This is a genomic window from Limnospira platensis NIES-39 (assembly GCF_026000695.1).
In the GTDB taxonomy this organism is placed as follows: domain Bacteria; phylum Cyanobacteriota; class Cyanobacteriia; order Cyanobacteriales; family Microcoleaceae; genus Limnospira; species Limnospira platensis.
Genome location: NZ_AP026945.1, coordinates 1,732,471 through 1,755,935, shown reverse-complemented (window position 1 = coordinate 1,755,935; position 23,465 = coordinate 1,732,471). Strand labels below are relative to the sequence as shown.

4 protein-coding genes are annotated in these 23,465 nt (G+C 48.7%); 1 reads left to right on the top strand and 3 read right to left on the bottom strand.

Annotated features, from left to right (window positions below; translation table 11 throughout):
* Positions 1-37: 37 nt before the first annotated feature.
* Positions 38-10,063: an Ig-like domain-containing protein gene (locus tag N39L_RS08635; RefSeq protein WP_434221554.1), complete on the bottom strand. Its 10,026-nt coding sequence runs from the start codon at positions 10,061-10,063 to the stop codon at positions 38-40.
* Between the two features lie 48 nt (positions 10,064-10,111).
* Entirely contained in the window at positions 10,112-13,135 is a 3,024-nt protein-coding gene (locus N39L_RS08630; protein WP_070105221.1) for a TIGR03032 family protein, read from the bottom strand.
* Positions 13,136-14,167: 1,032 nt separating this feature from the next.
* Between N39L_RS08630 and N39L_RS08625 the strand changes: the two genes are divergently transcribed.
* Positions 14,168-14,701, top strand: a complete 534-nt coding sequence (locus N39L_RS08625; RefSeq protein ID WP_014274944.1) for a CDP-archaeol synthase — start codon at positions 14,168-14,170, stop codon at positions 14,699-14,701.
* Positions 14,702-14,798: 97 nt separating this feature from the next.
* On the opposite strand, the gene N39L_RS08620 is transcribed toward N39L_RS08625, so the two are convergent.
* The gene (locus N39L_RS08620; RefSeq protein WP_014274943.1) at positions 14,799-23,444 is read right to left on the bottom strand and encodes a cadherin-like domain-containing protein; all 8,646 of its coding nucleotides are present in this window, start codon (positions 23,442-23,444) and stop codon (positions 14,799-14,801) included.
* Positions 23,445-23,465 lie beyond the last annotated feature (21 nt).

The window sequence follows — 23,465 nt, the reverse complement described above, 5'->3', positions numbered from 1 at the left end:
GAGACAGTGGGGGCAAAAAGCCCCCACAAGTACCTAGTTAGTATACAAAAGTGTCGAAGTCATTTTGGGTAATGGCGTTAGCGTCCACACCCAAAAGTTCCGCCAGCACTTGAGACCCTAAGATAATCTGGGTTTGACTACCAACAGAGGCGATCGTCAATTCCTCAAAAGTTAATCCACCATCAAGGAGAATCATATCCTGACCAACGGTGAAATCAGTAATCGTATTAGTGCCATGGGTAGCAGCAATCACAAAGCGATCGCGACCCTCTCCACCGGTGAGGGTATCATTACCCTCCGCACCAATTAGGATATCATCACCTTCTCCACCAAAAATCAGGTCATCACCTTCTTCACCAAAGATAGTGTCATTTCCTGCATCTCCGAATAGGGTATCATTTCCCGAACCTCCATGGATCAGGTCATTTCCTTGACCACCATAGATAAGGTCATCTCCTGAACCACCGAAAATGGTGTCATTTCCTTGGTTGCCAAACAAGGTATTATTACCCTCATTTCCTTCGATGAAATCATCACCCAGACCACCAAAAATCAGGTCATTTCCGCCGCCACCAGAAATAGTGTCATTTCCTTGACCGCCATAGATTTCATCATTGCCCGAGCCACCAAAAATCAGGTCATTTCCTTGGTTGCCAAACAGGGTATCATTTCCCGGACCGCCAATGAGGGTATCGTTACCCGCTTCGCCGAAAATCAAATTATTGCGATCGCCAGCAATAACAATATCATCCCCTTGACCCGCGAGGATAATATCATCTTCTTCAGTACCCACAATCACATCATCCCCTTGTGTTCCCTGAATTACGCCATCATCACTGGTGAAAACTCCCGAAGCCCGTGGCATCATTTCCGGCGATAACAACACAGGGAAGGAGATAGGAGCAACGAAATTAGCCGGGTTGTACAACGTAAAAACCCCAGGTGGTGTCACCGGCGGTGTCGGTGTTTCTTGAGTCTCCTCAACAATAGGTCCACGAGTCGGTTCATTGGGTGGCATTTGAGGCATCACAAACACAAAAGGAATTGTGGGAATCACATCATCTTGCACAGGAGCCTCATCAACAGGAGTTTCACCGTCTACGGGTTCATCCTCATCAACAGGAGTTTCACCATCAACAGGAGTTTCACCATCAACAGGAGTTTCACCGTCTACAGGAGTTTCACCGTCTACGGGTTCATCCTCATCAACAGGAGTTTCACCGTCTACGGGTTCATCCTCATCAACAGGAGTTTCACCGTCTACGGGAGTTTCACCATCAACAGGAGTTTCACCGTCTACAGGAGTTTCACCGTCTACAGGAGTTTCACCGTCTACGGGTTCATCCTCATCAACAGGAGTTTCACCATCAACAGGAGTTTCACCATCAACAGGAGTTTCACCATCAACAGGAGTTTCACCGTCTACAGGAGTTTCACCGTCTACGGGTTCATCCTCATCAACAGGAGTTTCACCGTCTACGGGAGTTTCACCGTCTACGGGAGTTTCACCGTCTACAGGAGTTTCACCGTCTACGGGAGTTTCACCGTCTACAGGAGTTTCACCGTCTACGGGTTCATCCTCATCAACAGGAGTTTCACCGTCTACGGGTTCATCCTCATCAACAGGAGTTTCACCGTCTACGGGAGTTTCACCATCAACAGGAGTTTCACCGTCTACAGGAGTTTCACCGTCTACAGGAGTTTCACCGTCTACGGGTTCATCCTCATCAACAGGAGTTTCACCATCAACAGGAGTTTCACCATCAACAGGAGTTTCACCATCAACAGGAGTTTCACCGTCTACAGGAGTTTCACCGTCTACGGGTTCATCCTCATCAACAGGAGTTTCACCATCAACAGGAGTTTCACCGTCTACAGGAGTTTCACCGTCTACGGGTTCATCCTCATCAACAGGAGTTTCACCGTCTACGGGAGTTTCACCATCAACAGGAGTTTCACCGTCTACAGGAGTTTCACCGTCTACAGGAGTTTCACCGTCTACAGGAGTTTCACCGTCTACGGGAGTTTCACCGTCTACAGGAGTTTCACCGTCTACAGGAGTTTCACCGTCTACAGGAGTTTCACCGTCTACAGGAGTTTCACCGTCTACAGGAGTTTCACCGTCTACAGGAGTTTCACCGTCTACGGGTTCATCCTCATCAACAGGAGTTTCACCATCAACAGGAGTTTCACCATCAACAGGAGTTTCACCATCAACAGGAGTTTCACCGTCTACAGGAGTTTCACCGTCTACGGGTTCATCCTCATCAACAGGAGTTTCACCATCAACAGGAGTTTCACCGTCTACAGGAGTTTCACCGTCTACGGGTTCATCCTCATCAACAGGAGTTTCACCGTCTACGGGAGTTTCACCATCAACAGGAGTTTCACCGTCTACAGGAGTTTCACCGTCTACAGGAGTTTCACCGTCTACAGGAGTTTCACCGTCTACAGGAGTTTCACCGTCTACAGGAGTTTCACCGTCTACGGGTTCATCCTCATCAACAGGAGTTTCACCGTCTACGGGAGTTTCACCATCAACAGGAGTTTCACCGTCTACAGGAGTTTCACCGTCTACAGGAGTTTCACCGTCTACAGGAGTTTCACCGTCTACAGGAGTTTCACCGTCTACGGGTTCATCCTCATCAACAGGAGTTTCACCGTCTACGGGAGTTTCACCATCAACAGGAGTTTCACCGTCTACAGGAGTTTCACCGTCTACAGGAGTTTCACCGTCTACAGGAGTTTCACCGTCTACGGGTTCATCCTCATCAACAGGAGTTTCACCATCAACAGGAGTTTCACCATCAACAGGAGTTTCACCATCAACAGGAGTTTCACCGTCTACAGGAGTTTCACCGTCTACGGGTTCATCCTCATCAACAGGAGTTTCACCGTCTACGGGAGTTTCACCGTCTACGGGAGTTTCACCGTCTACAGGAGTTTCACCGTCTACGGGAGTTTCACCGTCTACAGGAGTTTCACCGTCTACAGGAGTTTCACCGTCTACAGGAGTTTCACCGTCTACAGGAGTTTCACCGTCTACAGGAGTTTCACCGTCAACAGGAGTTTCACCATCAACAGGAGTTTCACCGTCTACGGGAGTTTCACTGTCTACAGGAGTTTCACCGTCTACCGGTTCCTCATCAACGGGTTCCTCATCAACAGGTTCCTCATCAACAGGTTCCTCATCAACAGGTTCCTCATCAACGGGTTCCTCTTCTACAGGTTCCTCTTCTACAGGTTCCTCGTCTACGGGTTCCTCGTCTACGGGTTCCTCTAACTCGAAATCCTCTGATACAGTAGATGTGTTACCCGCAGCATCAGTGGCTGTAGCTGTCAAAATTCCGGCACTGAGCTCCTCACTCGTGATACTCCAGTTACCATCCCCGTCAGCAGTGGCTGTACCGATAGAGTTACCATCTAGGAAGACTTCTACTGTGCTTCCGGGTTCTGCGGTTCCTTCAATCACACCGTTGGTGATATCACTGGTGGTGATTTCTGGTGCATCCGGTGCGCTAGTATCGACAGTTAAGCTAACTGTAGTCGATTCATCTGATGTGTTACCCGCAGCATCAGTGGCAGATGCCGTGAAGCTAAACTCACCTTCTGCTAAGGCTGTGGCTGGGGTAAATGTCCAGTTACCTGAATCATCAGCAGTGGCTGTACCGATAGAGTTACCATCTAGGAAGACTTCTACTGTGCTTCCGGGTTCTGCGGTTCCTTCAATCACACCGTTGGTGATATCACTGGTGGTGATTTCTGGTGCATCCGGTGCGCTAGTATCGACAGTTAAGCTAACTGTAGTCGATTCATCTGATGTGTTACCCGCAGCATCAGTGGCAGATGCCGTGAAGCTAAACTCACCTTCTGCTAAGGCTGTGGCTGGGGTAAATGTCCAGTTACCATCCCCGTCAGCAGTGGCTGTACCGATAGAGTTACCATCTAGGAAGACTTCTACTGTGCTTCCGGGTTCTGCGGTTCCTTCAATCACACCGTTGGTGATATCACTGGTGGTGATTTCTGGTGCATCCGGTGCGCTAGTATCGACAGTTAAGCTAACTGTAGTCGATTCATCTGATGTGTTACCCGCAGCATCAGTGGCAGATGCCGTGAAGCTAAACTCACCTTCTGCTAAGGCTGTGGCTGGGGTAAATGTCCAGTTACCATCCCCGTCAGCAGTGGCTGTACCGATAGAGTTACCATCTAGGAAGACTTCTACTGTGCTTCCGGGTTCTGCGGTTCCTTCAATCACACCGTTGGTGATATCACTGGTGGTGATTTCTGGTGCATCCGGTGCGCTAGTATCGACAGTTAAGCTAACTGTAGTCGATTCATCTGATGTGTTACCCGCAGCATCAGTGGCAGATGCCGTGAAGCTAAACTCACCTTCTGCTAAGGCTGTGGCTGGGGTAAATGTCCAGTTACCATCCCCGTCAGCAGTGGCTGTACCGATAGAGTTACCATCTAGGAAGACTTCTACTGTGCTTCCGGGTTCTGCGGTTCCTTCAATCACACCGTTGGTGATATCACTGGTGGTGATTTCTGGTGCATCCGGTGCGCTAGTATCGACAGTTAAGCTAACTGTAGTCGATTCATCTGATGTGTTACCCGCAGCATCAGTGGCAGATGCCGTGAAGCTAAACTCACCTTCTGCTAAGGCTGTGGCTGGGGTAAATGTCCAGTTACCATCCCCGTCAGCAGTGGCTGTACCGATAGAGTTACCATCTAGGAAGACTTCTACTGTGCTTCCGGGTTCTGCGGTTCCTTCAATCACACCGTTGGTGATATCACTGGTGGTGATTTCTGGTGCATCCGGTGCGCTAGTATCGACAGTTAAGCTAACTGTAGTCGATTCATCTGATGTGTTACCCGCAGCATCAGTGGCAGATGCCGTGAAGCTAAACTCACCTTCTGCTAAGGCTGTGGCTGGGGTAAATGTCCAGTTACCATCCCCGTCAGCAGTGGCTGTACCGATAGAGTTACCATCTAGGAAGACTTCTACTGTGCTTCCGGGTTCTGCGGTTCCTTCAATCACACCGTTGGTGATATCACTGGTGGTGATTTCTGGTGCATCCGGTGCGCTAGTATCGACAGTTAAGCTAACTGTAGTCGATTCATCTGATGTGTTACCCGCAGCATCAGTGGCAGATGCCGTGAAGCTAAACTCACCTTCTGCTAAGGCTGTGGCTGGGGTAAATGTCCAGTTACCATCCCCGTCAGCAGTGGCTGTACCGATAGAGTTACCATCTAGGAAGACTTCTACTGTGCTTCCGGGTTCTGCGGTTCCTTCAATCACACCGTTGGTGATATCACTGGTGGTGATTTCTGGTGCATCCGGTGCGCTAGTATCGACGGTTAAGCTAACTGTAGTCGATTCATCTGATGTGTTACCCGCAGCATCAGTGGCAGATGCCGTGAAGCTAAACTCACCTTCTGCTAAGGCTGTGGCTGGGGTAAATGTCCAGTTACCATCCCCGTCAGCAGTGGCTGTACCGATAGAGTTACCATCTAGGAAGACTTCTACTGTGCTTCCGGGTTCTGCGGTTCCTTCAATCACACCGTTGGTGATATCACTGGTGGTGATTTCTGGTGCATCCGGTGCGCTAGTATCGACGGTTAAGCTAACTGTAGTCGATTCATCTGATGTGTTACCCGCAGCATCAGTGGCAGATGCCGTGAAGCTAAACTCACCTTCTGCTAAGGCTGTGGCTGGGGTAAATGTCCAGTTACCATCCCCGTCAGCAGTGGCTGTACCGATAGAGTTACCATCTAGGAAGACTTCTACTGTGCTTCCGGGTTCTGCGGTTCCTTCAATCACACCGTTGGTGATATCACTGGTGGTGATTTCTGGTGCATCCGGTGCGCTAGTATCGACAGTTAAGCTAACTGTAGTCGATTCATCTGATGTGTTACCCGCAGCATCAGTGGCAGATGCCGTGAAGCTAAACTCACCTTCTGCTAAGGCTGTGGCTGGGGTAAATGTCCAGTTCCCTGAATCATCAGCAGTGGCTGTCCCAAGACTTGTACCATCTAGGAATATCTCTACTGTGCTTCCCGGTTCTGCGGTTCCCGTGATTTCTGGGGTGGTATCCTTGGTTGCGCCAGTAGTGGTAATCGTTGGTGCATCCGGTGCTATGCCATCGACTAATATGGCAGTGGTATCATCGATCGCATTGAGTGTTAAAACTGCACTCATGCCATTACTATTGACAATGGTAGCTCCATCTGCTACAATCAGTTCTGCCCCTACTTCTATCCCGTCTAAGTCTTCATCTCCTTCGGCAACCGTGTAACGGAAGCTGTGGGTGGTAGCAGATGACCCATCACCCACCAGGGCGGCATTCACCACACCCCCGGTATCCAGGGTAATGGGCAGGGAGACTTCACCAGAGATAGTCACCGCTTGTGAGAACGTGACGGTAAATTCGAGTTCCTGTCCAATGCCGTAGTTATTGGCCGTGGGAACGCTAACACTGGCAATGCGGGGCAGGGGTTCTACAATGATGGTGATGGTGTCGGTTTCCGCACTGAAGGCCGTAGTACCTCCATTGATGCTGACATTTTCCGAGTCTCCGGCATTACCAAAGGTTTGGTCCCAGGCGCGGAAGGTGATGCTGTTGTTGACTGTGCCACGAAAGTTGGCGTTGGGCGAGAAGAATAGGCGAGTATTGGGATTGTCTGGGAGTAACAAGGCGCTGGTGTCCGAGACGGCCCCCACTGCTGTCCATTCTGTGCCGTTATTAAGGCTGTAGTACCAAGTGCCATTGGTTTCATCTAGGGCGGTGATGGCGATACCTGTAACTGGGTCACTATCTACATCAGTGACGTTTTCACCAAGGGTGACTATTTCGCTAATTAGCCAGCCGACCTCTCCGGTGGGGGGGGTAGCTTCTAAGGTTTCATTAAAGGCAAATTCGATGTCCTGGCTATTATCGAGGACCGGGGCATCATTAACCGGGTTGATGGTGATGGTGGCGGTGGCTGTATCGCCACTATAAGCCGTGGTGCCGCCATTGGTGCTAACGTCGGCCGTAGTCCCCACTGACAGTCCATCTGATTGGTCCCAGGCGCGGAAGTTGTAAGTGGCTTCTCCGTAGTAGTCGGGGTTGGGGACAAACCGGACTTGGCTGCTGCCGTCCAGGAGTAGGGCGTCGGTTTCGCTAACTGTTGGGAAGTCTACCCAAGTCGTGTCGCCGTCCGTGCTGTATTGCCAGGTGCCGTTGCTGCTGTCAGCTTCATAGATGGCTTTGGCGGGTGAGGCAAATACAGTGTCATTGGTGTATACTTGGCTGATGCGGTTATTGCTACTATCGCGGCCCGTGAGCAGGATGTCGATATCGCCGTCGCCATTGAAGTCTGCTGTGGCTACGGAACTAAAGTCAACACCGGTCAGGGAGATATTGGTGGCGTGGGTAAATCCCCCACTGCCATCGTTGAGATACACTCGGCTGATGCGGTTATTGCTACTATCGAAGCCCGTGAGCAGGATGTCGATATCGCCGTCGCCATTGAAGTCTGCTGTGGCTACCGAACTCAAGTCAACACCGGTCAGGGAGATATTGGTGGCGTGGGTAAATCCCCCACTGCCATCGTTGAGATACACTCGGCTGATGCGGTTATTGCTACTATCCATGCCCGTGAGCAGGATGTCGATATCGCCGTCGCCATTGAAGTCTGCTGTGGCTACCGAACTACGGTAAACACCGGTCAGGGAGATATTGGTGGCGTGGGTAAATCCCCCACTGCCATCGTTGAGATACACTCGGCTGATGGGGTTATTGCTACTATCGCGGCCGGTGAGCAGGATGTCGATATCGCCGTCGCCATTGAAGTCTGCTGTGGCTACCGAACTCAAGTAAACACCGGTCAGGGAGATATTGGTGGCGTGGGTAAATCCCCCACTGCCATCGTTGAGATACACTCGGCTGATGGGGTTATTGCTACTATCCATGCCCGTGAGCAGGATGTCGATATGGCCGTCGCCATTGAAGTCTGCTGTGGCTACGGAACTCACGTAAACACCGGTCAGGGAGATATTGGTGGCCTGGGTAAATCCCCCACTGCCATCGTTGAGATACACTCGGCTGATGCGGTTATCGCCACTACCGCGGCCGGTGAGCAGGATGTCGATATCGCCGTCGCCATTGAAGTCTGCTGTGGCTACCGAACTCAAGTAAACACCGGTCAGGGAGATATTGGTGGCGTGGGTAAATCCCCCACTGCCATCGTTGAGATACACTCGGCTGATGGGTTGAAATCTACTATTGCGGCCGGTGAGCAGGATGTCGATATCGCCGTCGCCATTGAAGTCTGCTGTGGCTACCGAACTAAAGTAAACACCGGTCAGGGAGATATTGGTATTGAGGCTGAAGTCTAAGATGTTAGTCAGTTCATCTACGGTGATGCTGTCACCAATTATTGTCCCTAGGTTATCTCCTGTGTGGTCGGTGCTGTCTTCGTCAATTGCTGTTAGGGTAAACTCCGTTTGACTGAGAATTGGTGCTTGTTTGACCGGGTTGATGGTGATGGTGGCGGTGGCCGTATCGCCACTATAAGCCGTGGTGCCGCCATTGGTGCTAACGTCGGCCGTAGTCCCCACTGACAGTCCATCTGATTGGTCCCAGGCGCGGAAGTTGTAAGTGGCTTCTCCTCTGTAGTCGGGGTTGGGGACAAACCGGACTTGGCTGCTGCCGTCCAGGAGTAGGGCGTTGGTTTCGCTAACTGTTGGGAAGTTTACCCAAGTCGTGTCGCCGTCCGTGCTGTATTGCCAGGTGCCGTTGCTGCTGTCAGCTTCATAGATGGCTTTGGCGGGTGAGGCAAATACAGTGTCATTGGTGTATACTTGGCTGATGGGGTTATTGCTACTATCGCGGCCGGTGAGCAGGATGTCGATATCGCCGTCGCCATTGAAGTCTGCTGTGGCTACCGAACTATAGCGAACACCGGTCAGGGAGATATTGGTGGCGTGGGTAAATCCCCCACTGCCATCGTTGAGATACACTCGGCTGATGCGGTTATTGCTACTATCGCGGCCGGTGAGCAGGATGTCGATATCGCCGTCGCCATTGAAGTCTGCTGTGGCTACCGAACTCAAGTCAACACCGGTCAGGGAGATATTGGTGGCGTGGGTAAATCCCCCACTGCCATCGTTGAGATACACTCGGCTGATGCGGTTATTGCTACTATCCATGCCCGTGAGCAGGATGTCGATATCGCCGTCGCCATTGAAGTCTGCTGTGGCTACCGAACTACGGTAAACACCGGTCAGGGAGATATTGGTGGCGTGGGTAAATCCCCCACTGCCATCGTTGAGATACACTCGGCTGATGGGGTTATTGCTACTATCGCGGCCGGTGAGCAGGATGTCGATATCGCCGTCGCCATTGAAGTCTGCTGTGGCTACCGAACTATAGTAAACACCGGTCAGGGAGATATTGGTGGCGTGGGTAAATCCCCCACTGCCATCGTTGAGATACACTCGGCTGATGCGGTTATCGCCACTACCGCGGCCGGTGAGCAGGATGTCGATATCGCCGTCGCCATTGAAGTCTGCTGTGGCTACGGAACTCACGTAAACACCGGTCAGGGAGATATTGGTGGCCTGGGTAAATCCCCCACTGCCATCGTTGAGATACACTCGGCTGATGCGGTTATCGCCACTACCGCGGCCGGTGAGCAGGATGTCGATATCGCCGTCGCCATTGAAGTCTGCTGTGGCTACGGAACTAAAGTCAACACCGGTCAGGGAGATATTGGTGGCCTGGGTAAATCCCCCACTGCCATCGTTGAGATACACTCGGCTGATGGGTTGAAATCTACTATTGCGGCCGGTGAGCAGGATGTCGATATCGCCGTCGCCATTGAAGTCTGCTGTGGCTACGGAACTACGGTAAACACCCGCCAGGGAGATATTGGTATTGAGGCTGAAGGCAACGGGTCTATCAACGATGATGCTGTCAATTATTGTCCCTAGGTTATCTCCTGTGGGGTCGGTGGTGCCTTGGTTAACTGCTGTTAGGGTGAAGTTGGTAGTTGTTAGTTGGGGTGCTTGGTTCGACATAAATATCTGTCCTTAATATTAAAAAATACATGGATTTCAATGGACTGTTTAACGATGCCAGATTTGCTGCAAAGCTGTCTCGAAATTCTTGACGAATTGGGGGACATCAAATAAGGGGCTATCTCGACCCTTTATCCGCTGCCTTAACTGCTGCAATTCCTGGGGATTAGTTGCCCAATGTAGGGCTTTTTCTTGATAGTCAACGGCGCTGTTACATATCATTTCCGTTACTCCGGCACTGGCACAAATACTGGCTCCCATTCGGGAGGCATTAGTGACACCTGGTTTGGTTAAGACGGGTAAGCCTCCATACAGGGCGGCAATAGTGGTGGAACCGCCGTTATAGTTCCAAGTATCTAGTCCTAAATCGGCTAATTCCATACGGGCTAAATATTGGTTATGGGGGATTTTGGGCGCAAAAATTAGCCGTTGGGGGTCTACTCCCGCAGCCTTGGCAGTTTGGCGCAGGTGGCTGAGGGTTTCTTCTACGGCTAAGGATAGCCACAGGACGCTGCCTTCTACTTCCTGTAATAGCTGCATCCAGACTTGAAATAAGTCGGGGCTAATTTTGTAGTGGCGATTAAAACAGGCAAACACAAATCCGGTTTCTGGTAATCCGAAATCCGAGCGGTTTAAGGGTTGGTCATCTATGTCCATCTGGGAACAGATGAATTGATGGGGTAGATAGATGATTTCTTCGGTATAAAATGGGGATAAGCTATCAGGAACTACCCAGTTATCGGTGATTAAATATTGGATAAATTCCGCTCCCATGGTGTTGGGATATCCTAGAAAACTGGCTTGTATTGGGGCGGGTTGATAGGCTAGGATTTCCGGTTTATTGTATCCGGTATATCCCGCTAAATCGATGAGGATTTGGATGCCATCATTGTTGATTTGCTGGGCGGCTTCCGGGGCGCTGAGGGAGTCGAGATGCCGAAATTCATCGCCGCCCTGAATTATCTGGTCGGTGACTTCATCATGGGCGCTTAATAGGTGATAACTAAAGACTTCAAATTCCCCGCGATTATGCTGTTTAAATATGTCTTTAATTAGTCGCCCGACGGCGTGACTATAAAATTCGGGAGAGATATAACCCAGTCGCAATTTGTCGGTTTTCTGGTAGTTGAATTTCAGGGGGTTTTGGCTAATGGCTTGGCTAATGCTGGCGGCTTTTTTCTGGGCGACTTTCTGGGATAGTTCCGGGGGAATGGGAAGGGCGTTTAGTTGAAAGGGAGCCAGAATAGCACCGCTTTGGATTATATTGTTGATAAATTGGTGGTAATTTTCCCAATCACATAAATTGAGCTTGACAAATTCGATGTGATGTGATATGGCGGGGTAGTTCGGGTTGAGTTGTTGCACTCGTTGGTAGGCGAGTTTAGCTAGGGTAAATTGACTTTGAAATTCCCAAATTTCGGCGAGTTGGAAGTAGGCTTCTGTGTAGTTGGGTTGGTGGCTGGCGGCGGCTTGAAAGAGTTTGATGGCTGCTTCTAATTTAGCTTGTTGTTTGTACAGTAAGCCGAGGTTGTACAGGGCGGGAACACATTGGGGGTTCATTTCTAGGGCGCGTTTGAGTCCGGCTTCTGCGGGTTGGAGTTGGTCTTGCAGCAGATAAATTGAGCAGAGGTTGGCGAGGGTTTCGGGGAGGTTGGGGTTCAGTTTCAGGGTGTTTTGATAACAGATTATGGCTTCGTTGTATCGCTGTTGTTGTTGCAGCAATGTACCTAGGTTATTGTGGGCGGGGATATAGTTGGGGTTGGCGAGTATGGCTTTTTTAAAGCAGGTTTCGGCGCCGGCTAATTGACCCTGTTTTTTGAGGGCTTGACCTTGTTCAAAGTGTTGTTGATAGGTTGTGTTTTTGGGGGGAGATGATGGGGGGCTGAAGGTGGCTTGTGGGGGGTCAATAATTGGTTGTTTGCTGAGGTTGCTAGTTAGGGCTATGGCGGGGGTTAGCTGGGAGTTTTGACAGTTGATGCCTCGAAATAGCAGGGTTTCTGGGTTGGAGTTGGGGGAGGTTTGGGGTGGGGTTAAGTTGATGGGTTGTCCGATAGTTATGAGTTTGGAGATGTTCCCGGTTTTGAATCCTAATGCCATGGGACAACGGACTTGGGGTAGAATGGCGACATCGTAGATTTCGCTGGCCTCGGTGTCCATGTCTAGCCATTCGATGATGTCCCCGCTGGTGATGTCGATGATCACGATGCCACAACGGGGGGCGGCTTGTTTTTGTTGTAGTTTTTCTTCGAGTAATAAGCCACAGAAGTGATAGTCTCTGGGTTTGGAGAGTCCGACTATGGCATAATTGCCAATGAAGATTAACCCCCGTCCGTAGCCGGGACAGAAGGTGACGGGGATAAATTGGTTGTTGTCAATATAGCCGAGTTCTCCGGTGCCTGAGTTGAGTAGCCAGAGTTGGTTTTGATGCCACCGGGGAGAGTGGGGCATTGATAAACCTTGGGCGATGATTTGGTTGGTGTGAATGTCGATGACGATTCCTCCGTCTCGCCTTTGGTGTCGCCAACCGGAGGCTACGTCTGATTGGCTGATGGCGGTAACATAGCGGGGGATGCCATTAACTGTGGCGATTCCGTTGAGGTGACAACGGTCTTCGGGGGCGAGTTTGGAGATAAATTCGGGTTTCCATAAGGGGGTAAAGCTGTGTTGGGGGTGGAGTGTGGCTAAACAGCTATATTCGGTGTTGGCAAAAATTAGGTTTTGGTTGGGGTCGATCGCTATAGCATGGATGTCTAGGTCTCCGGTGGTGTGGGCGACTCGGGGGACATAAAGGCGATCGCATTTGTCTTGCAGCAGTTGACCAGCTTCGAGGACGTTTTCCAGTCGCCAAATTTGATAGCGGGTGGCGAGGTAGAGGCGGTCTGAGGTGGCATGAAGTGCCATGGGACGGTCAAATTCCCATACGGGGGTATAAATTTGGCCGTCGGGTTGGATACCGATTAGACAAAGGCGGTTGGTTTGATAGGTGGTCAGTCCTAGGCTGAGTTGCTGTTGGTCTAGCCATTCTAGGAAATGACGGGAGTAGGGAATGGTGAGGGTTTTGGGATTAGACATGAAATGAGTTAGGTAAAATACAGTTCCTGAAAAAGCCATAATCGGTGAACTTCAGAACCCAGAAGGTTGGTAGCAGAGGTTCACCAGCCCAGGGGGCTGTGGCAATTCTCAAGACTATCCACGACAAATATCCCCTCCCTCTGACTAGAGTTTTTAGAGGGGGTGATATGTCAAGTTTTTTTCGACGTAGATGCAACCAGTCCCCAGATATGCTTGGGAGTCGGTAACTTCAGAACCCAGAGGGTTTGTAGTAGAGACTCACCAGCCCAGGGGGCTGTGGTAATTCTCAAGACTATCCACGACAAATCTCCCCTCCCTCTGACTAGAGTTTTTAGAGGGGGTGATATGTCAAGTTTTTTTCGACGTAGATGCAACCAGTCCCCAGATATGCTTGGGAGTCGGCAACTTCAGAACCCAGAGGGTTTGTAGTAGAGACTCACCAGCCCAGGGGGCTGTGGTAATTCTCAAGACTATCCACGACAAATCTCCCCTCCCTCTGACTAGAGTTTTTAGAGGGGGTGATATGTCAAGTTTTTTTCGACGTAGATGCAACCAGTCCCCAGATATGCTTGGGAGTCGGCAACTTCAGAACCCAGAGGGTTTGTAGTAGAGACTCACCAGCCCCCTGGGTTGCGGAAATTCTCAAAGCGGACGAGACATTTTCTTACCTCATCTCTAACTATATATCTTAGGAGCTGATATGTCAAGTTTTTTTCGACGTAGATGCAACCAGTCCCCAGATATGCTTGGGAGTCGGCAACTTCAGAACCCAGAGGGTTTGTAGTAGAGACTCACCAGCCCCCTGGGTTGCGGAAATTCTCAAAGCGGACGAGACATTTTCTTACCTCATCTCTAACTATATATCTTAGGAGCTGATATGTCAAGTTTTTTTGGAGATAGATGGAATCAGCCCCCAGATATGCTTGGGAGTCGGTAATGTGATTACCGTTTCCCACTACCTAGGGCGCGGGATAATGGATAATGGATTGACTCTATTAATCTATGGTTATGGAATTATCTGATACATTACTAATGCTAACCTGGGACTTACTTAATTTGATGTGGATAGCCTGCGGGCTATTTGTGGCCGGAGTTTTAGAAGCCTTCTTATGGAAAACTCCCCCGTTTCAACTATTCAACTTCCCGGTGCAAAAAGAATGGTTTGGTGAAAATAAAAAATGGCGGGGTCTAATTAGCCTTCCGCTGACTTTTATGGTGAGTGTAATTGCGTTTCAATTCCTAGAATCATTGGGGGAAATTAACCCAAATTTTGCCATCCATTTCCAAGATTTTAATGGGGTTGAATTTGGTTTACTGACTGGGTTGGTGTTTAACCTGTCTGAATTACCCAACTCTTATATCAAACGAAGGCTAAATATTGCGCCCGGAGAAGAAGCGAATATGATTACCTATCTGTTTGACCATATAGACTCGACCTATGGAGTTCTGATTTTATGGTATTGTTACTTCCATTTTCCCCTACATTTTATCAGTGTGGGGCTCATCGCAACTCCCTTATTATTTATGGGTGCGACTTGGCTACGAAAAAGGTTGGGCTTGAAGTGAGATCATACCATATCCACCAGTAGGGGTGGTTATGGAGGTAGCTATATTCCTCACCACAAGCCAGAGCTACCCGCCTATAAGAGGCGGGTCAGACTCTCTAAAAAATCATAAAATCATCGGGTGATAACTCAGTTACCCCTGTGATATTTTGGAGTCTGGCTAAAATCTGGGAGTCTTCCCCGGTGGTATTATCACCATCACCATCATAAATTATGTAGGTATGGTTACCATCATCATAAGCAAACAGATTATTTCCATCCAAGACATTAGATGAAATATCAGTTTGAACGGTTAGGAGAATGCGGTCAGTATTGGGAATAAAACCACTAGAAAAGGCGATCGCATCTCCTTCCGCCTCTCCCAGACCAGTGAAATCGGCGATCGTATCATATAATCCCGTACCAATTTGTTCGTTAATACTACCTGTGCTATCAGCATTAAATGCTGTGCCGCCACCATCATCAGGACTCTGGTATAAAAAGCGATTATTTCCCGCTCCTCCTACCAAAGAATCACTCCCCAAACCACCGACTAGGGTATCATTACCACCCAATCCTAATAAGGTATCATTACCCCCTAGACCAATTAGGGTATCATTACCAGCGCCACCAGTTAAGAAGTCACCAAATTCACCCCCTGTAACTGTTTGTGGATCATCAGTAGGTCGGGGTAGCCATTCAACGCTAATCATAGCGGTGGCGGTTCCACCCTGTCCATCATTAATGACATAGGAAAACTCATCAGTTAGCGTGTCATTACTAAGTCGAGTATAATTGATGAAATTGCCGCTAGGAGTTACCAGTGCGAAGTCAGACGTGCCTCTGATACTTTCTAAGGTAAGCGGATCTTCATCTGGATCGGTATCATTAGAAACAGGGTTAAAGGAGAATTGAGTTCTAGCGTTGGTGTAAACTGGACCATAATCCACAGCCACCGGAGGCCGATTTATAAGCAGGATATCAATAGTTGTCCGAGGTTCATTACTGTCATCACTGCCATCATTAACAACCACTGTTACTATGCGGTTTGTAGTGTCAGGACGATTTAAGGTATTGTTGTAAAACACGCGGGAAATAGCTGTTTGATAGTTGGCGAAAGATGCACTACCAGAGAGGCTAAGAACCCCCGTTTCTGGATTATAGGCTTCGGCGGTGATACCCCCCGGAAGTCCGCCAATGACGGATAAACCCTCATCTTCCCGATTGATGGGATTGGTCAGAGTAATAGTTGCGGATTGGATGGTAGTATTATCTGGGTCGGTAATGCTGACATTATTAGAAGCGATCGCCACTGGCTCTCCTCCCCTTTCAAAGGTAGTAGCGAAGTTGTTACCGCCAGCGACACTGTTAGTCGTATCTAAATCAATCACCGGGGGGTCATTAACCGCCACCACAGAAATAGTGCTAACAGCTAGGGGGTTATTATTATCCCTGCCATCATTTACCACTACTTCAATCCGGCGATCGCTTGTATTGGGATCGAGGGAACGATTTATATATGTTACCGTTGCCAGGACTTGTTCATAAACACTCAGGGAATTTTCCCCAGAGAGTGTTAATACCCCCGTACCTTGATTATAATTAGCCGTAATATCGGTATCACCTGTATTAACTGCTAATTCCTCAAAATCCCCATCCAACAGATTAGTAATCCTGACAGTAGCCCCCACTAGGCTATCATTATCAGGGTCGGTAATGCTAATACCATCAGCAGAGGCGATCGTCACTGGCTCTCCTCCCCTTTCAAAGGTAGTAGCGAAGTTGTTACCGCCAGCGACACTGTTAGTCGTATCTAAATCAATCACCGGGGGGTCATTAACCGCCACCACAGAAATAGTGCTAACAGCTAGGGGGTTATTATTATCCCTGCCATCATTTACCACTACTTCAATCCGGCGATCGCTTGTATTGGGATCGAGGGAACGATTTATATATGTTACCGTTGCCAGGACTTGTTCATAAACACTCAGGGAATTTTCCCCAGAGAGTGTTAATACCCCCGTACCTTGATTATAATTAGCCGTAATATCGGTATCACCTGTATTAACTGCTAATTCCTCAAAATCCCCATCCAACAGATTAGTAATCCTGACAGTAGCCCCCACTAGGCTATCATTATCAGGGTCGGTAATGCTAATACCATCAGCAGAGGCGATCGTCACTGGTGGCTGTTTTTCCGTGAAAGTAGTCGCAAAATTCAGAGTTTCCGAATCATCAGGACTCAGATCCACAACAGGACGTTCATTAACCCCTGTCACAGTAATAGTCACAGTAGCGGTGGCTGTAAGACCCATATCATCAGCTACCGTGTAGGTGAAGGTATCTTCTAAAGTCTCCCCTTCCTGCAATCCTATAAATGATTCTACCTCCCTTGGGTCAAAGGTGTAGCTACCATCAGGATTAACGTTAACTGTAGCACCCCGAGAACTATTAGAGTCAAAATCAACCACCTCTAACGGACCGCCTTCCGGGTCTGTATCATTACTCAACACACCTGTAGGCGCATTCACAGTTAGAACCGTATTAGCCAGGGTACTATTACTGTCATCGCCAGCTACAGGAGGTTCATTAACTCCGGTTACAGTAATGCTGACCGTCGCCGTATCCTGATTACCATCAACATCCTCGATAGTGTACGTGAAAGTATCAACTATCTCCTCTTCTTCCCGCAACGCTAATAAAGCATTAGCATTTCTGGGGTCGAATGTATAACTACCATCGGGATTAACTTGTACTGTAGCACCCTGAACGCTCCTGCCATCAAAAGCCACAACCGTTAACGCATCCCCGTCTAAATCGAAGTCATTGGCGAGAACCCCCTCCGATGACTCAACACTCAAAATTTGGTTAGCAAAGGTGTTATTCTCGTCATCAACAGCCGTAGGGAGAGATTTTACCAGCACCGTCACCGTAGCCGTGTCAGTACCTGAACGTCCATCACTAATGGTGTACTCAAAACTAGCTGCTCCGAGAAAGTCCGAGTCGGGAGTAAATAACACATCACCCGCCTCTGGGTCTAGGTCTACTGTACCGTTATTAGCATTAGCCACTTCTATGATAGTGAGAACATCACCATCAGGGTCGCTATCATTAGCTAGTAGAGTTTCCCCAGGGATGTTTATAGCAGTATTTAGTAAAGCATCAACCTGATCATCTTCCGCGACGGGTGGTCGGTTTAGGGTTTCAATGGTGATGGTATCTGTAGCCGTTAAAGGATTATCAGGATCTCCACCACCTTGGTCATTAGTCGTAATTTCCAAGCTACCATTTTCGTTGAGAAACTCTGGTAATGGGGTAAATGTTAACCCTTCTAAGGCTTGGTTAATAGCTGAGAGAGTACCAGTTAAGGTCAGAGTTTCCGTGTTTTCCCCAGTAACCTCCACGGCTTCGGTATTTTCCCCTGGGGTAACTGTCCCGTTGGTCGCCGATATAGTCACCACTAACGGGTCATCCCCCGCGTCTGGGTCAGCAATGGTAATAGCATTATCAGTTTCAGTGCTAAATACTAGGGGTATATCAGCATTAGTGGCTTGGGTTTCTGGTAGGTTGTTACTGGGTGGTTCATTAACCCCGGTGACGGTAATGGTGACAGTAGCCGTCGCCGTACTACCCATATCATCAGCTACCGTGTAGGTGAAGGTATCTTCTAAGGTGGCACCAAAGCGCAATGCTACAAATGATTCTACTGTGGTTGGGTCGTAGGTGTAGCTACCATCAGGATTAACGTTAACTGTAGCACCCTGAGAACTATTAGGGTTAAAATCAACTACCTCTAACGGACCGCCTTCGGGGTCGGTATCATTAACCAAAACTCCCTCAGTCTCACTTACGGTTAAGACTGTATTAGCTAGGGTACTATTACTGTCATCGACAGCTACAGGAGGTTCATTAACTCCAGTTACAGTAATGCTGACCGTCGCCGTATCCTGATTACCATCAACATCCTCGATAGTGTACGTGAAAGTATCAACTATCTCCTGTTCTTCCCGCAACGCCAATAAAGCATTAGCATTTCTGGGGTCGAATGTATAACTACCATCGGGATTAACTTGTACTGTAGCACCCTGAACGCTCCTGCCATCAAAAGCCACAACCGTTAACGCATCCCCGTCTAAATCGAAGTCATTGGCGAGAACCCCCTCCGATGACTCAACACTCAAAATTTGGTTAGCAAAGGTGTTATTCTCGTCATCAACAGCCGTAGGGAGAGATTTTACCAGCACCGTCACCGTAGCCGTGTCAGTACCTGAACGTCCATCACTAATGGTGTACTCAAAACTAGCTGCTCCGAGAAAGTCCGAGTCGGGAGTAAATAACACATCACCCGCCTCTGGGTCTAGGTCTACTGTACCGTTATTAGCATTAGCCACTTCTATGATAGTGAGAACATCACCATCAGGGTCGCTATCATTAGCTAGTAAAGTTTCCCCAGGGATGTTTATGGCAGTATTTAGTAAAGCATCAACCTGATCATCTTCCGCGACGGGTGGTCGGTTTAGGGTTTCAATGGTGATGGTATCTGTAGCCGTTAAAGGATTATCAGGATCTCCACCACCTTGGTCATTAGTCGTAATTTCCAAGCTACCATTTTCGTTGAGAAACTCTGGTAATGGGGTAAATGTTAACCCTTCTAAGGCTTGGTTAATAGCTGAGAGAGTACCAGTTAAGGTCAGAGTTTCCGTGTTTTCCCCAGTAACCTCCACGGCTTCGGTATTTTCCCCTGGGGTAACTGTCCCATTGGTCGCCGATATAGTCACCACTAACGGGTCATCCCCCGCGTCTGGGTCAGCAATGGTAATGGGATTATCAGTTTCTGTGCTAAATACTAGGGGTATATCAGCATTAGTGGCTTGGGTTTCTGGTAGGTTGTTACTGGGTGGTTCATTAACCCCGGTGACGGTAATGGTGACAGTAGCGGTGGCTGTAATACCCATATCATCAGCTACTGTGTAGGTGAAGGTATCTTCTAAGGTTGCACCAAAGCGCAATGCTACAAATGATTCTACTGTGGTTGGGTCGTAGGTGTAGCTACCATCAGGATTAACGGTAACTGTAGCACCCTGAGAACTATTAGGGTTAAAATCAACTACCTCTAACGGACCGCCTTCGGGGTCGGTATCATTAACCAAAACTCCCTCAGTCTCACTCACGGTTAAGACTGTATTAGCTAGGGTACTATTACTGTCATCGACAGCTACAGGAGGTTCATTAACTCCGGTTACGGTAATGCTGACGGTGGCGGTAACGGTACTACCTAGACCATTGCTAATGGTATAACTAAATGTGTCTACAATCTGTTCCCCTTCTCGCAACTGTAGAAAAGCATTGACATCCCTGGGGTCGAATGTATAACTACCATCAGGGTTAACTTGTACTGAGGCTCCCCTTTCACTGGTTTGGTCAAAGTCTACGATACTGAGTGTATCTTCTTCGATAGGAGTATCACTGGCGAGAAGACCTGATGCAGCATCGACATTGAAAATATCATTGGCTAGAATGTCGTCTGCTTCTTCTAGTGATGGTTTTACTACTACGGTAACTGTTGCTGTGTCTGTTCCTCCCCTGCCGTCACTAATGGTATAATCGAAACTTGCTCGACCTTGTAGATTGGGAGTTGGGGTGAATTGAATGCCATCACTGGTGAGTTGAGCGGTTCCACCTACGGCATTCCCGACTTCAGTTAGGGTTAGTTCATCTTCGTTGGGGTCGCTATCGTTAGCGATAAGTTCTTCGGGAGCCAGAATCACTGGTGTATTGGTAACTGTTGTGGCTACATCATCTAGTGCATTGGGAGGTAAATTAAGAGCGTTAATGGTGATGGTACTTGTGTCGGTTAAAGGACCGCCTTCTCCGGTGTTTCCGAGGTCGTTGGTGGTAATTTCTAACTCTCCGTTTTGAGCGTTAAATTGGTCGGTGGGGGTAAAGGTTAAACCATCTAGGACGCGGTTAATTGAACCTATTACACCTGTCAGGGTTAGGGTTTCGGTGTCGCTGCCATTAATTTGCACGCCTTCTGTATTGGTGCCGACTGTTAAAATGCCGTTGGTGGCAACTAGGCTAACTTCTACTGGGTTACTACCAGCATCAGGGTCGGAAATACTAATGGAATTGTTGTTCTCTTCACTGAATACTAAGGAGGTTTCTGCATCGGTTTCTTGTGGTTCGGGAACTGTATTGGTCGGGGGGTTATTAATGGCAGTAATCCTAATGATAGAGTTGGCGGGATTACTGTCTTCAATACCATCACTAAGGATGACGGTAATTAGGCGATCGCTTGTACCTGGTGCTGGGGATGTGTTATTATAAACTATTCGGGAAATTGCATCTTCATAAGCTACCGCAGGCGCAGTTCCACTGAGTAGTAAAACTCCCGTATTTGGGTCATAAGCATCGGCGGTAATATTGGGAGATAAAGACCCGGTAATTGATAAACCTTCTTCTTCTCCATTGGCTGGGTTGGTAATAGTAACAGTGGCTGAAACTATATCATCACCATCTGGATCGCTAATGCTAATGCTACCAAGTGCGCCAATGAAAACAGGATCATCTCCTTCGGTAAAGTTGGTGCTAAAATCGTTACCAGCATCAGCAGAATTGAGGTCAATTACCGGAGGATCATTAACTAATTCTACCTCAATGAAAACGGTAGCATTAGCGGTTTGATCATCACTATCTATAACTGTATAAACGAAACTATCTACCCCCACAAAATCGCTGGGTGGTGTATAGACAAAAGATGAATTAGTATCCTCGATGATTGTGCCACCTTCGCTGGTAGTTGAAGGTAGATTTATGATGGTGAGAATATCCCCTGGTCTTGACGGACTATCATTCTCTAATAGAGTAGAATTATTAACGTTTAAGGAACTGTTTTGTGCTGTACTAAGGGTATCATTTCCGGCTGAAATACCATCAGAAGGGGTGGGAGTCGGTGTTGGTGTTGGTGTTGGTGTTGGTGTTGGTGTTGGTGTTGGTGTTGGTGTTGGTGTTGGTGTGGGAACCGGGGGGGGAGTGGGAACCGGAGGGGTGGGAGTAGGTTCGGGACTAGGACTAGGACTGGGAGTTGGAGTTGGAGTTGGAGTTGGACTAGGTTCGGGGTCGGGGTCTGGTCCTGGTTCGGGGTCTGGTCCTGGTTCGGGGTCTGGTCCTGGTTCGGGGTCTGGTCCTGGTTCGGGGTCTGGTCCTGGTTCGGGTTCGGGTTCGGGTTCGGGTTCGGGTTCGGGTTCAGGATCTACTAAGGGTCCGTCTGGATCGATGATAAAATCTGTTTCATCCAGCATGGCTGGATCTATATTTAATAAAACTGCTAAAAAGTCTCCGGTATTGCGGTCTATTAGCAATGTATTTCTGATATTGGCACCTTCACCACGACGAATTTCGATATCTGCAAAGGTGAGTCCTCCGGTTAATCCAATTTTGTCAACACCAGCTTGAAAGTCGGTGATCAAATCTGCTAATTCTGGGGAAGCGCCGCCAGTGGTAGCTGTAATTACACTACCGCCACCTTCAGACGCACTGACAATTAAGCCAACAACAAATATATTTCTACCACCACCACCAGTGAGGGTATCAACACCACGACCGCCTTCTAGTAAATCATTACCTTCATCTCCAAAGATGCGATCGTTACCCTTTCCGCCTCTTAATATATCATTACCATCACCGCCAAAAATTATGTCGTCACCGGGACCGCCAAATATAGTATCATTTCCCTTTCCACCGACGAGTTCATCATTACCATCATCACCAAAGAGTAAATCGTTACCAGTCCCACCAAACAGGAAATCATTATCAGCACCACCGTAAAGGGTATTATTACCACCACCAGCTACTAATGTATCGTTACCCTTATCGCCAAACATCAGGTCGTCATTTTCACCCCCTATGAGGCTGTCATTACCTTGACCTCCATACATGGTGTTATTACCAGAGACAGCGAAGAGGGTATCAGCATCTTTATCGCCGAATAACAGGTCATTCCCACCTTCACCAAAAATTAAATCATTACCTTGACCACCCCGCAGACAATCATCTCCGCCGCCACCATAGATGGTATCATTACCGGCATTGCCATTAATGGAGTCTGCGCCATCACCTCCTCGCAGAAAGTCATCTCCCCCTAAGCCGAAAATGATGTTATCACCACTCAAGCCATCGATCGCATCATTCAAATCACTACCGAGAATGGTATCGTTTCCCTCTGTACCAACTCCTGAACCTTGTATGGTGATGATTTCTGGTTCTGGGTCGGGTGCGGGTTCTGGTTCCGGGTCTGGTTCCGGGTCTGGGTCGGGTGCGGGAGTTGGTGCGGGAGTTGGTGCGGGAGTTGGTGCGGGAGTTGGTGCGGGAGTTGGTGCGGGAGTTGGTGCGGGAGTTGGTGCGGGAGTTGGTGCGGGAAACTCAAAACCCTCTGGTCGAAAGAGAATTTCCCCGCCACCACCAGGTAAAGTTTCTCCGGCTTGTCCGGTGAGGCTTTGCAAGCCTGAGTCAGTTTGTTCAAGATAAACAATGGAACTGGTAGCGATCGAAACAGCTTGTAAAACTGGTTGTTCAGGAATAAATAAGAGTTCCCCATTGGCTCCGGTCATGGTATCCCCGATCGCCCCCCCAAAGGTTTGAAATTTACCAGGAATGGGGTCAGCGGGAAAAATTAATTCAATATTATTAGTGCTTAGTAGACTATTACCGGGAATAACTCGGCGAGATATGAGAGCGAGGGTGGTCGGGATATTAACACCAGTCATAATGGGACTCCTTAATAGTGA